The organism is Sulfolobus islandicus Y.N.15.51 (genome assembly GCF_000022485.1).
In the GTDB taxonomy this organism is placed as follows: Archaea; Thermoproteota; Thermoprotei_A; order Sulfolobales; family Sulfolobaceae; genus Saccharolobus; species Saccharolobus islandicus.
This window is the reverse complement of record NC_012623.1, coordinates 609,923-622,288: the sequence shown is the minus strand read 5'-3', so window position 1 is coordinate 622,288 and position 12,366 is coordinate 609,923. Positions and strand designations below refer to the sequence as shown.

General features: G+C 34.0%; 17 protein-coding genes. 4 read left to right on the top strand and 13 right to left on the bottom strand.

The window, feature by feature from the left end; translation table 11 throughout:
- Nucleotide 1: 1 nt before the first annotated feature.
- The 6 genes from YN1551_RS03255 to YN1551_RS03230 form a co-directional block, all read right to left on the bottom strand.
- Nucleotides 2-724 (bottom strand): class II glutamine amidotransferase, encoded by a 723-nt coding sequence (locus tag YN1551_RS03255; RefSeq protein ID WP_012712075.1) that lies wholly within the window; start codon nt 722-724, stop codon nt 2-4.
- On the bottom strand, nt 717-1,403 hold the full coding sequence (locus tag YN1551_RS03250; RefSeq protein WP_012712076.1) for an MBL fold metallo-hydrolase: 687 nt from the start codon (nt 1,401-1,403) through the stop codon (nt 717-719). Before YN1551_RS03250 ends, YN1551_RS03255 begins: the two co-directional genes overlap by 8 nt.
- Before the next feature lie 90 nt (nt 1,404-1,493).
- The gene (gene rbsK, locus YN1551_RS03245) at nt 1,494-2,375 is read right to left on the bottom strand and encodes a ribokinase (RefSeq protein WP_012712077.1); all 882 of its coding nucleotides are present in this window, start codon (nt 2,373-2,375) and stop codon (nt 1,494-1,496) included.
- Entirely contained in the window at nt 2,372-3,574 is a 1,203-nt protein-coding gene (thiD, locus tag YN1551_RS03240) for a bifunctional hydroxymethylpyrimidine kinase/phosphomethylpyrimidine kinase (protein ID WP_012714198.1), read from the bottom strand. The genes rbsK and thiD overlap by 4 nt, the downstream gene beginning before the upstream one ends.
- 31 nt (nt 3,575-3,605) lie before the next feature.
- Nucleotides 3,606-4,214: a CRISPR-associated protein Cas4 gene (cas4, locus tag YN1551_RS03235; protein WP_012714199.1), complete on the bottom strand. Its 609-nt coding sequence runs from the start codon at nt 4,212-4,214 to the stop codon at nt 3,606-3,608.
- Entirely contained in the window at nt 4,211-5,392 is a 1,182-nt protein-coding gene (locus YN1551_RS03230) for a glycosyltransferase family 2 protein (protein ID WP_012714200.1), read from the bottom strand. The genes cas4 and YN1551_RS03230 overlap by 4 nt, the downstream gene beginning before the upstream one ends.
- 98 nt (nt 5,393-5,490) lie before the next feature.
- Between YN1551_RS03230 and YN1551_RS03225 the strand changes: the two genes are divergently transcribed.
- Together YN1551_RS03225 and YN1551_RS03220 are read left to right on the top strand one after the other, a co-directional pair.
- Nucleotides 5,491-5,742, top strand: coding sequence for a hypothetical protein (locus YN1551_RS03225; protein ID WP_012717186.1), 252 nt, complete (start codon nt 5,491-5,493; stop codon nt 5,740-5,742).
- A gap of 27 nt (nt 5,743-5,769) precedes the next feature.
- Nucleotides 5,770-6,696 (top strand): MBL fold metallo-hydrolase, encoded by a 927-nt coding sequence (locus YN1551_RS03220; protein WP_012714202.1) that lies wholly within the window; start codon nt 5,770-5,772, stop codon nt 6,694-6,696.
- Here the strand turns inward: YN1551_RS03220 and YN1551_RS03215 are convergent.
- The 3 genes from YN1551_RS03215 to YN1551_RS17960 are packed head-to-tail and all read right to left on the bottom strand — an operon-like array spanning nt 6,693 to nt 8,327.
- Nucleotides 6,693-7,478 carry a VIT1/CCC1 transporter family protein gene (locus YN1551_RS03215; RefSeq protein ID WP_012717185.1) on the bottom strand — a complete coding sequence of 262 codons (786 nt, stop codon included), beginning with the start codon at nt 7,476-7,478 and terminating at the stop codon, nt 6,693-6,695. The two genes, YN1551_RS03220 and YN1551_RS03215, sit on opposite strands and share 4 nt — an antisense overlap.
- Before the next feature lie 4 nt (nt 7,479-7,482).
- Nucleotides 7,483-7,953 (bottom strand): AAA-associated domain-containing protein, encoded by a 471-nt coding sequence (locus YN1551_RS03210; protein ID WP_012714204.1) that lies wholly within the window; start codon nt 7,951-7,953, stop codon nt 7,483-7,485.
- Between the two features lie 20 nt (nt 7,954-7,973).
- Nucleotides 7,974-8,327, bottom strand: a complete 354-nt coding sequence (locus YN1551_RS17960) for a hypothetical protein (protein ID WP_012714205.1) — start codon at nt 8,325-8,327, stop codon at nt 7,974-7,976.
- A gap of 92 nt (nt 8,328-8,419) precedes the next feature.
- Here YN1551_RS17960 and YN1551_RS03200 point away from each other — a divergent pair, with 92 nt between their 5' ends.
- Nucleotides 8,420-8,785, top strand: a complete 366-nt coding sequence (locus YN1551_RS03200; protein WP_012712086.1) for a hypothetical protein — start codon at nt 8,420-8,422, stop codon at nt 8,783-8,785.
- Here YN1551_RS03200 and YN1551_RS03195 read toward each other — a convergent pair.
- Both YN1551_RS03195 and YN1551_RS03190 read right to left on the bottom strand, forming a co-directional pair.
- Complete coding sequence (locus YN1551_RS03195) at nt 8,782-9,924, bottom strand: aminotransferase-like domain-containing protein (protein ID WP_012717184.1); 1,143 nt, start codon at nt 9,922-9,924, stop codon at nt 8,782-8,784. The genes YN1551_RS03200 and YN1551_RS03195 overlap by 4 nt on opposite strands.
- Nucleotides 9,897-10,853, bottom strand: a complete 957-nt coding sequence (locus tag YN1551_RS03190) for an ornithine cyclodeaminase family protein (RefSeq protein ID WP_012714207.1) — start codon at nt 10,851-10,853, stop codon at nt 9,897-9,899. The genes YN1551_RS03195 and YN1551_RS03190 overlap by 28 nt, the downstream gene beginning before the upstream one ends.
- Nucleotides 10,854-10,913: 60 nt before the next feature.
- Between YN1551_RS03190 and YN1551_RS03185 the strand changes: the two genes are divergently transcribed.
- On the top strand, nt 10,914-11,234 hold the full coding sequence (locus tag YN1551_RS03185; RefSeq protein WP_012712089.1) for a winged helix-turn-helix transcriptional regulator: 321 nt from the start codon (nt 10,914-10,916) through the stop codon (nt 11,232-11,234).
- Here the strand turns inward: YN1551_RS03185 and YN1551_RS03180 are convergent.
- The gene (locus YN1551_RS03180) at nt 11,212-11,913 is read right to left on the bottom strand and encodes a polyprenol monophosphomannose synthase (RefSeq protein WP_012717183.1); all 702 of its coding nucleotides are present in this window, start codon (nt 11,911-11,913) and stop codon (nt 11,212-11,214) included. The two genes, YN1551_RS03185 and YN1551_RS03180, sit on opposite strands and share 23 nt — an antisense overlap.
- Nucleotides 11,906-12,364: an RNA-binding protein gene (locus tag YN1551_RS03175; protein ID WP_012714209.1), complete on the bottom strand. Its 459-nt coding sequence runs from the start codon at nt 12,362-12,364 to the stop codon at nt 11,906-11,908. Before YN1551_RS03175 ends, YN1551_RS03180 begins: the two co-directional genes overlap by 8 nt.
- Between the last annotated feature and the right edge of the window lie 2 nt (nt 12,365-12,366).

Sequence of the window (12,366 nt, the reverse complement as noted above, 5' to 3'; positions counted from 1 at the left end):
CTCAAAGATGCATAATACTTCCCATCATAAGTTCTTCTGCATCTACTCCTAGATAGTATTTTATTGTAGACGAAAATACGTATCTTTCATTGTCTGTATAGAGCTTATAATACTCCTCATTTGTCTCTTTTGATAATCTATTCTTATTGTAATAATATCCAATTAAAAGAGATGGCCCTTCTTTCTTATTGTAATAAATTAAACCGGAATTTAAGCTCGTAGAGTAATCCTTTAGTTTATCTAGAGTATTTACGTACGCCTCGAATGGAGACATGTTGTTTTCTATCAATGTCTTTATCTCCTCCAGAATTAGATAACTATCAGTAAATGGCCTATTATTATCCTTGAAGCTCGTTCTACTAACTGAACCATTATGAGCAAAGTAGAGATCATAAATGTTTGCCCTTACGTAATAGGGATGAGCATGAGATACTCCAGTAAGAAATTTTCTACCGGCTTTTCTTGCATGAATAATTCCAATTATCTCTTCTCCCTTGGCAATATCAATTAAATAATTAAAGTTAGGATCTTCAAATATTGGATCTTCTGATCTATAATAAATTACCTTCCACTTATCATTTTTCTTGAGAAACACACTTAGACCCCATCCATCAGGATGGCTACCATATTTAGAGAAAATATCATTTCTACTCGCCTTTATTAATGCGTTGACATATTTTTTTGAAATTTCGGCCTTAGTGTGAAAAGCCAGAATTCTACACATTTAATGACAACCCATCAGAAGCAATAATTATTTTATTATTAGCGAAGCTTATTATTTTTTCTTCAATTTCAACTGGAATATGAGTGGCAATAATTCTCTTATTACTAAACAATTCAAATATTTGTTTGATTGAAGTATGTCCCCAAGCACTACAGTCATTCATACAAGTCGTTTCATGAATAATCAAATCTACATCTTTTACGTTTTCTAGAATGGTATTACAAGGCTCTTTAGTGTCGCCAGTATATAATACCTTGGTATTACCATCACTTATAATATAACTAACAGCATATATCGAGTGACAAGCTTGAATCGAATATATTTCCATATCGTCAATTTTACCTCTGGGTAAATCGCTTTCGTATACTTTAGCTGAAATATTATTTCCTACTCTAATGTATGAGTTTAGCACTTCTAAGAAACCTTTAGTAGAGTAGATTTCCAAATCCGGAATTTGTCTTATTTTCCTTTGGACTAAATAATCGAAAACTCCATTAAAATGATCGACGTGCAAATGAGTAATAAAGAGGGCCTTTGGATGTGTACTCATATCTTCCAGTCTTAACTCAGCCCCAGGTCCTAAATCAAGAAGTACTTTATCGTTGATTAGTATACTGGATTTAACCCTTTTTAACCCTAAGCTAGAACCAGCACCTGTTCCAATAAAAGTTATTTTCACATGTCGTCACGCTCCGTTATATCTACAAAATCCAAATCACAAAAACTTGTAGTGCAATGTTCCTCCTTCCCTTTTCTATTACTTTTTCTTTTACTCGTTATCGATTTCCTCAAGGAATTTTCTCACCTCATCTAATTTTGGTCCTAAAGCTCCTATCTTAGTTACGGAAAGTGCTGCAACCTTATTTGCATATTCAACTGCGGTCTCAAGATCGAATCCCTTTTCCAAATAGACGGAAAGTGCTGCGTTAAATACATCTCCAGCTCCCGTTTCATCTATAACGTTTACTTTAGGAGATGGTATAAGTACCTTTTTTCCATCCCTAGTTGCTAATAAAGCTCCTCTTTCCCCTAACGTAACTATAACTGCCTTTTTTACTTTCTTTAGTAATACATTTAAGCCATACTCAAAATCATCAGTATTTACTAACTCTTTAAACTCTATTTCATTAGGTGTTATAATATCTACTAATGACAAGATTTCAGTATCTTTAAGGTTTGCTGGCGCGGGATTAAGTATTTTTATTCCGTTAAACTCCTTTGCAGCCTTTTTAACTACGTTTTCTCTTATTTCCAATTGTATTAACAATATATCGCCCTCAAGACTATTATTTAAATCGTCTTCTGACAAGTTGTAGTTAGCGCCTCTGTTTACGACAATGATATTTCTTCCTTTCTTGTCAACGAATATATATGCAGTGCCAGTGTTTATACCATTCTTTATCTTAACTTTAGATACGTCAATATTTTCCGATTTCCAGAATTCAATTGCATTCGTTCCATGCTTATCATCTCCCACTGCAGCGATTATTTTAACATGACTTCCTAATCTTGAAGCTGATACTGCTTGGTTTGAGCCCTTCCCTCCGTGAGTTATGTATACCTCATCAGCTATTACCGTTTCTCCAATTTCCGGTATTTTACTTACTCTCAGTATTACATCAACGTTATAACTTCCTACTACAGCTATCAACCTAGGACTACCTCTTTTAGCTTTCTTATTAAATCATCCTTATCCTTACCCACGACTAATACCATATTATCCCGTAATATCGCGTCACCATTAATACCACTTTTACTCAATTTTATTTTACCTTTTTCCGCTGCATCTAGTATTTTATCAGTTAACGGTAATAATATCCCTATTTTTTCACTAGATGTTTCTCTCATGATCTTAGTTATCTCATTACTTACGTTATTAAGTATTGGTCCGTCAATCTTTATTTTCTCTAAATATTTTATCAACCCCCCAGCTAAACTTAACACGTCATTATAATTTGTCATATATGCCACATTTACTTTAGAAGTATCGTTAATTAGCTTAAGTGTAATGTTGAGATTAGACTCTAAGAACCAAAGTAAGTTTTCTAGCTCATTTCTTCCTTCTTCTCTCTTTACTATAGACTCTACAGGAGCAAACGGGTCAACTGGTCCATATCCTCCTCCTAAGTCTAAACCGTATTTAATTGTTAATGAAGTAAATCTTTTAGCTCTAATTACTGCATCCCTAAGTTTGTATCCTAAGGCGAGATATGCAGTTATGGAGGCAGAAAATACGTCTCCACTACCATGCGTGTTTTTAGTGCCAATGTAATCTCCTTTTAACTCTATTTCCTCTCCGTCAATTATAGCATAATCTACTCCATTAAATCCCTTAACAACCACGTTCCCGTATTTAGAATATATTTCTCTTGCAGTTTTTATAACATCATCTTGACTATTAATCTTGGTATTGGCTATTATCTCAGCTTCATATCTATTGGGAGTAGAAATTATAGCCTCTCTCATCGCTTTTCTTATTTGTTCTGAGATGTCCTCCGTTATTAATAGCGATCCAGATTTCGCAACCATTACGGGATCTAAAACTAGTTTTATTTGATATTCCTTAATCTTTCTTAGCACAAGTTCTATTATTTTACCTGAAGCTAGCATACCTGTTTTTGCGTGAGATGGTCGTAAATCTTGACAAACTGCATCAAACTGAGCTTCAATGAAATCTGGTGGTATCTCTAATACTTTTGTTACTGCTTTTGTATTCTGTGCGGTTAAACCGGTTATTATTGTTGTACCAAAAACTCCCAATGCAGTAAACGTCTTTAGATCAGCTTGTAATCCAGCACCTCCTCCACTGTCACTACCAGCTATTGTGGCTACTACTGGTCTAGTGTGCACAATTTAACTATACCGATAAAAAATATTAATTTTAGGTTAGTTTGGCTGGACAAATGACGGAAAATATACAATATTTGCACTCCCAATTGAATCTAGGCGAGTTCCTTAACGTTATTGTATCCTCTGCAAGTCTTACTATTGTTGCTTCATCTAAAGGTTCATTTATTTCATATTCCGCAATCCTATCTGGAGTTATGTAGATTAATATCCCCTTTTTTGTATTAAATAACCATAAATATATTTGTAGTTGCATCTTGTGGTGAATTAAAGGTAGTCCTTTATCGCTCCTAGAAGTTTTTATCTCAATTATTATACTTTCACCGCTACTATTTTTGATTATTGCATCAGCCTTTCCCTTAATTTTGTAAACTCTACCTTCAACTTGAATCTCTCTCTGAGTCTCAACTTCAGCTTCTGCAGTAAAGTTTTCCTTTAATAAATTTTCAAGGCCAAGATGTAATATGTCTCCTAAAATAGCTGAAGGTGCATAAACTTGAGAAATTGCGAGCTCTTTATATTCGCTCTCATATTTTACTTTTCTGGGGCATTTTACCAAATCTGTTACATATATAGTATTCTCTTCCTTTACATGGCTTAACTGTTCTTCTAATTTCTTTTTTAGTAGAAACTCAGTTATCATCCTATAACCTCCCCCGTAACCTTGGTACTTCTTTCAGTCTTTATCCACACTCTCGGTGCTCTCATTAACTCTAAAAATATTGCAGTGAAGTTTAGCGCTACAATAAAGTTCATATAAACGAACGAAGGAATCATATAGAAATACTCTATCATGTGTCTTCTTGCTATTAAGATTATAAGTATTAACGAAAGCAGAGAGGCCAAAGAAACTAAGCCGGCTGCGACAATGTATAGGGATGAAGAGTATACTAATACTAGAGAATAGTTCACAAGATTTAAGACCATGAAGAATGGTGTAAGTACTATTAGCATTCCATCTATTACTTTTAGATCGATCTTTCTAAGCTTACCAAAAGGTACTTCTAAATGTCCCCTATACCATCTTAACCTTTGTCTAATCAAAACTCTCAAACTAGCTGGAACTTCCCTCCAACTGATAGTGGTTGGGGAATAAATAATCCTATAGCCTTTATTTACAATTTTAAGGCTAATATCTAAATCTTCAGTTAGAGAATGTTCATTCCATCCTCCTAATTCCATTATCAAACTTTTCCTTATGAAAGAACAAGTTCCTTCTATTGGCACAAAGAGACCCATCTTAGCTCTTCCAGCTATCGAATATTCATATATCAATTCCTCGATGGCTGCTAATCTACTGGTTATACTTTCCCTTACATTTATTGGAATTAACTTTCCTTGAACAGCACCAATATTACTATCCCCAAATTTCGGTTCAACATACTCTAAAATATCTAATCTTGGTACTGTATCTCCATCGAATATACCGATAATTTCTCCCTTACTGATACTTAAGGCAAAGTTTAATGCTCTACTTTTCCCATTTGGTACATTAGCTCTTGGAAGACTATAACATCTTACAAGGTTGTTATACTTTGCCTCATATTCTTTACAGATTTGGACAGTTCTATCAGTTGATCCATCTTCCACTACAATTATTTCGTATTTAGATTTATCATATTCTAGATTTACAAGTCGATCTAATAACCTAGGAAGTACTCTTTCCTCATTTTTAACCGGAACTATCAGACTAAAGGTTATTCCACTATGATTTTTACTTTCAAATGGTTTCCATGCTACGCCAACTATTGATAGTATGCCATTATACACAGTCCATGAAGATACTATACCACTTAACGTTATTAGCAGAATTTCCAGCATTATTTTTCATACCCATCTCTAATAATATATTTTTTGTTTATTGTCATACTCTTCTGATGTCCTAATCTCTTTTAATCTTAGAAGTCAATAATGTATATATGTTTAAGGAGTTATTGGGCGATTATGAGCCACGGGGTAGAGTAATTCAAGGAGTAGGAAGATTTATAGCTCTTGGCCTAGACGACCCATTTCACATAACTACCATATCTGGGTTTACGATATATGGGCTAGGTAAATATATAGAAAAGAAAAGGACCAACTACGGAATCAGGATGACTAAAATGGACATAGAAAACGTAAGGAAAGATTTAAGGGAAATTACACTAGACATTTCTACTATTAGATTTTAATCGCATATAAGATAAAGGTATTTTTAAATGAAAATTACACCAATAGCGTTTGAAAGTTTAGGTGTAAGATCTCAAGCAACCTTAATAGAAACTAAAGACCTTAGAGTTCTAGTAGACCCTGCTATTTCCTTAGCCCCAAGAAGATATAATCTTCCACCTCATCAGAGAGAAGTGGATAGACTAACGGAATTGGCTAAGGTTTTAGTAGATGTTGCAAAAGATGTTGATGTAATAATAGTGTCTCATTATCATTATGATCATCATGACCCTGGATACGTTATACCAACGGATATCTACAAGAATAAGTTAGTATTTATAAAAGATCCTCAAAATATGATAAATAATAGCCAAAAATATAGGAGGGCTCCTAGGTTCCTGCGATCTATAAAAGATAAACCAAGTAAAATAGAAATAGCAGATGGTAAGACATTAGAGCTTGGTCATACTACTATCTCCTTTTCTCCAGCAGTTCCACATGGTGCCGATGAAAGATTAGGCTATGTAATTCAAGTTGCGATAAGTGATAAGGACTCGACAGTAATATTTACTTCTGATATAGAAGGAGCCCCAAAAGATGTACATTTAAAGTTCACAAAGGAAAAGATGCCAAAAACTATTATAATTGATGGCCCTCTAAGTTATCTTTTAGGTAGGGTGTTAAAAGAAGAAGAACTAGAAAAGTCAATTAGGAATATGGAGGAAATAGTCAAGAATGGACTTGAAACAGTAATTATTGATCATCACGTCCTAAGGGACATTAACTACGCTGAAGTTTTAAAACCAGTTTATGATATCGCTAAGGACTTAGGCGTAAGAGTGACTACTGCTGCTGAGTATTTAAATTTAGAGCCATTAATATTGGAAGCAAGAAGAAAAGAGTTATTTAAGGAGGATAATAGGCCAGCCAGGATACCTAGAGGATTAGCTAATTTATTAAGTGCAGGAGAAGGTTAAGGTAAATATGAAACAGGTATAAAGTGTGCTAATACCATTCCAGCTACATAGCTTCCCATAAGTGCGATTAGTCCAGTACCTATTTGCTCTAGGGCTCCTCTATGTTTGCTTAATCCAGTGTACTTAGTGCCTAATACGCCAAATATTCCAAGAGTTATAATCACTAGTAATATTGATGTGATTAACGCAAAGTTGAACTCGGATTGCCTAAAGTAGGCGCCTATTGCAAATGGTAATATTGGTATGAGGCCTCCTATTATCAAATAAAAGGACATGAGGAAGCCAAGCCTAATTGGGCTATCGAATTCTTCTGGAAATACTTTAAGTTCATGCATTAGCATCTCTTCTAAGGCTACATCCTCATTTTTTAGTAAGTAATCTGCTATTTTTTCTGAAACCTCCTTATTGAAGCCCTTCTTAATATAAAATTCAACCAACTCTTGTTTTTCCATATCTGGGAAATTTCTCAACTGGTATTTTTCCTTTCTTATCTCGTTCTGAATTACTTGCATTCTAACTCTTGTGCTTATATACTCTCCAATACCCATTGAAAACGCTTGGCCAATCGTTGCAATTAAACCAGCTACCAATACTGCAATTGCGTCGTGTGAAAATCCGGCAGCTCCTAACACTATTGCACCTACTCCTATTAGACCATCTTGTATACCAAAGACTTTAGTCCTAAAAGTGTCAGCTTCATGAATATAATGAACGAGTTCCTCTCCCTTTTCTTGTTTCATAAGACTCTTCTTGTTTAATATATTTATATACTTCTCTAGCATTACGCTAAGTCGTAACTACAATAAACTTGTCTCCTTCCTTTTTCAGTAATCCTGAATAGACCCCCCATTCCACTAAAGTTATTTGTAAATCGTAAAGACCCTCTGGGCTATTATAAACTTGGATTCCTTTCTTTTCAAGAATATATTTCAATTCTTCTATTGTAAAATACTTCAATTCTAGAGTAGTTTTAAACGGTTCAATTTTCTTTATGGAATCTCTGATGATTTCCTTCCTTCTTTTGAGATTTGACTTAAGGAATTCCATACCTTTGTCAGTTATTATTATGTCTCCCTCACCTACTGTTATGAAACCTAAGGAATTTGCTGTATATACTATTGGCATTAGATCGTCCAAATCTACTTCCATCTCCTTTTCTAACATATATAGGTCCGTCTTTCCATTAAACGTGTTTTCCAAAGAGTACAAGAGTCCTACCAAATCTGCTACTCTCGCATGCGGATCTATAATTTCCACAGAGTAAAATTATAGTAATCTTACCTTTTTAAATTATCTCTAAGGAGTGCTATTATATATAAGATGGGCCCTACATAGAAACCCAAGATCATTAAAATATCCAGTGCTGTGATATATAACGATTGGCCAAACTCTCTAAAAGCTTGTATATGTGCTCCGGAAGAAGATGAGATAATAATAGCTAATATTGCTAAAATGAATAATATATATTTTAAAAAATTATATTTATTAATCAAAAATAAAGATATAATTAGAAATACCACAATAACTAATGTACCAACTGTGAAAATTCGCGGTACAAAATTCAATAGCATTATACTTCCTACCAATAGAGATACTGCAGTCAAGATAAGTGAAAAGTAAATTAACTTCATTCTATTTCATATATTTTTTCCTTATTCTCTGTTATTAAAGTGTAGTAGCGCGACGCTTACTTTTTAAAATAATACAGTACAAGTATAATATCGTGGAAACAGTAAATGAGCCTAAAAAGGAGTTCTACACATATTTCATTTCAACATCAAAATTCTATTATGATCTCAGTAGTACAGTTAATTCTCCAATAGTAGTATGCGAAATGTTGTATGAGGCAATAAATGCTGGAATAAAACTCCTCACTTATTACTTCTCTTTACAATATAAACCAAGAAACGAGGTTGTAAAGGAATTATCTAACATATTAGGAGATTGGGTAGAATATTATTGGAGCTTAGGGTTAACATTACATTATGATTGCTATTTAAGTGGGAATGTGGATCAAGACGACATTCCGTTTTATGAGAATCAAGTAAAGGATTTCATTTCTAAGGTAGAAGAAGTGGTCTTTGGCTAACTGTTTCTTATGACTTCATTAAGGATTCTGACTCCCTCAATTATTTCTTCCTTAGTTGCCACTGAAACACTTAGTCTAACCATTGTATCTCCTCCCCTTAAAAAGAAAGGCTTTGCTGGAACAAAACTTAGACCTTTCTCCACGGCCTTATGGAAAACGTTCCAACTATCTCTACCTACATCCAGGAGAAGAAAGAAACCACACTTAGGCTCGTTAAACTTGTCTAATCCTTTATCTTTAAGGGAGTCTATTAATGCTCTCATTTTAATCTTATAATGTTCATAAAGCTCCTTTGATCTCTCAGTTATAATCCCTTTTCTTAGCAATCTGGCTACTACATATTGGTTTATGGTTGATGTAGAGAAGTCCAATTGTTCCATTAAGCTAATTTTTTCAGCTATATCTTCCTTTGCTACGAGAAATCCTACTCTTAACCCCGGTGCTATTATTTTACTGAAACTACTTACGTATATTACTCTACCGGTATTGTCGTAGTTCTTTATTGGATTTGGAATTTCTCCAGCTATTGGCCTATATGGATCATCTTCTATAATGTAGAAATCGTATTTTTCGGCCAGTTCTACTAATGTCTTTCTTTTACATTCGGACATGTTAACTCCAGCTGGATTGTGACAATTTGGAATAACATATAACAATTTAATTTTAACAATTTTCAGTAGGGTTTCGAGTTCATTAACGTTAATTCCGGACGAATCTAACGATATTGGAATTACAGATGAACTTCTGAATTTTAGCGCGTTAAAAGTTTCTATGAAGGTTGGATTCTCAACAGCTATAACATCGTTCTCTAGGAAGTATTTGCCTAATAATTCCATTGCATGTTGTGCTCCGCTTGTAACAACTATTCTTTCACCTTTTCTCTTGTTCAAGTTTAAAAGAGGTAGGAATTTGTCTTTTATTTCTCTTATAAGTTCGTCTTGTCCTCCAGCTCCAGGGTAAAATAATACCTTCGAACCTAGTTCGTTCAGAACTTCGTTATACGCTTCTTCTATTTCCTTTAAGGGCATTTTACTAGGATCTGGCGTCCCGCTGGCCATGTTAATTTTAACTCTTTTGGCTATTTGCGATCCTAATTCAACTGGTGAAATCTCTATTTCTTTTCCGATTCTCGATACCAAACTCCTTTTACCTCTATTTCAGTACCTAAACCCTTGCTTAAAGCTTTTTCATAGATAAGTCTACTTACTGCTAAATCTTCAAGACCTATACCTACAGATTTGAAGATTGTTATTCCCTCTCTGGCTACATTAATCCTTCTAGATAGTATTGACGACAAGAGAGTTATCTTACTCATATCTAGCATTCCCATTTTCTTTGCAATGACCAACTCTCCAGATTCTTTTAAACTCTGCTCTAATTCTTCAACTACAATCAAATTTGACGCTTTTATTACCTCTGGGAAAATCTCAATCTTTTCTGGTATATTAGAACCCATTGCATTAATGTGTATTCTTTTATGATTTACGTATTCTAATTTCAAAAATGGATCCTTAGCCTTAGTTATTGTTGTTATAACTTCACTTTCTTCACAAATCTTTTTAATAGAATCTTTAGGCGAAACATCTATACCTTCACTCCTAAATATGGCTAAAGCTTTTTCCATTCTTTGTTGGGAGGGGGTAAAGATATTAATTTTAATTCCTTTCCTTAGTTGACTTACAATCTCTACAATTGCTAGACCATACTTTCCCAAACCAATTACTCCTAGTGAGGAGAAGTCTCCATATATATAGTCTGTTGCAAGTATTGACAATACAGCAGTTCTAACTTGTGAGAGCCTATCGGACTCTATTATGCTTAGGAAATTACCGGCGGTATCATATAAGAACGTTAAATGGCTACTTGAAATGAAAGTTTTGTATCCCATATAGTTTTCCATAGCTGCAGCTTGAAACGTAAGAGTAGTTCCGTGAAATGATATTCTACTTCTTTCTAAATTTATTGCTAGTTTATTATCAAAAAGTAAAAATGCGTTTAATAATGACTCATAAATTTGTTTGTAATCCAGTAAATTTATTACATCATTCTCTTTTAGTAGTAGTGTCAATTCTCTCTTAATTTGATATGACTTTATATTTAAAAGAGATTCTATGATTAGCTATTATATATGGAACTTACTCCTAGGCTTCAAGATATAGTAAATATTCTAAAAAACAAGGGTAGTATAAATGTAAAGGATCTCGCTCTAGAAATAAAAGTATCTCCAAAGACTGCCAAGGGTTACGCTAGAGAACTACAAAGACTAGGACTAGTTGATATGGATCAAGATGGTAATATAAGACTTAAGGAACATAAGGTAGAACATCCAGACAGCGAGAAATTGTTAAAAACCTTGGAGAATCATGAGAACGAGATAACATTACTTAAGAAGGAGATAGAAGCGATTAAAGGAGAGTTAGAAAAACTCAAGAAGAAAGGGAAAGCTTAACTATATAAAGGAACCAATTTAAAATTTCTCTAAAATCTAGTTTGCTTTTTCCAGTTTTCCTATCTACGAAAATAATGGGATACTCCTTAAACGTGAGATTATTTCTTATAATCTTGAATATGGAGCATATTTGAAATTCATAGCCGTTTGTGGTATCACATTCTAACGCCAATAACGCTGCTTTACGTGAATATATTCTATAATTTGAGGTATTATCGTTAATAGGCGAATGTGATACCAACTTAAATAGATAATTGGCTCCCCTACTTATAATTCTCCTACTAAAGGGCCAATTTTCTATCCCACCCCCCTTTACATATCTAGAACCTATGACTAGATCGTAATTTTCATTTAAGGCAATTTTCATCATTTCTGGTAAATATTTTGGGTCATGACTAAAGTCCGCATCCATTGTAACTATGAAGTCTGATTTCAGTTCTATTGCCTTTTTAATTCCATATCTTATTGCTGATCCCAGACCCCTTTCATCATATCTTACTAACACAGTTAGATTATGGATGTTTAAGTCTTGCAATATTAATGCAGTTCCATCTGGACTATTATCGTCTACAATGAGGATCCTCGAGGTATACGGTACTATCTTTTTTATCTCCTCAACTAATTTTACGATATTGTCCCTTTCATTATAAGTGGGTATAACGATAGAAAAGTTAGCCATTACACATCTCCCATATCGTATCTCCTACATGGTGGAGATTAATAGCGAATTTTCCCCTCTTTTCAACCAGAGCCTTATCCTTTGACATTAAAACTCTTAGTACGGCAACAGGTTGATTTGTCTTGGTTTTAGCCAAAATAATATCATTCTCTTTGCATTCGCAACCATATTCTACTATACCAGGGGCGAAAAGATCAGCTCCTTTACTGACCGCTCTTACAGCTCCCTCATCTATAATTACGTAAGGGAGACTGATCTTTAGTTTCATTATTGCACAAAGTGTGGGAATCAAGTCGTCAAAGAAAGCTAAAATATCGTTTACATAGTACCACGTTTCCTTTTTCTCCTTGCCTACCTCTAATTTTGCATTTGAAATGTCAATATTATATTTCTCTTTTATCTTGTTAATGAAGATCTTAGCATCCTTAGATGACATAATATGCCTTTGCATGA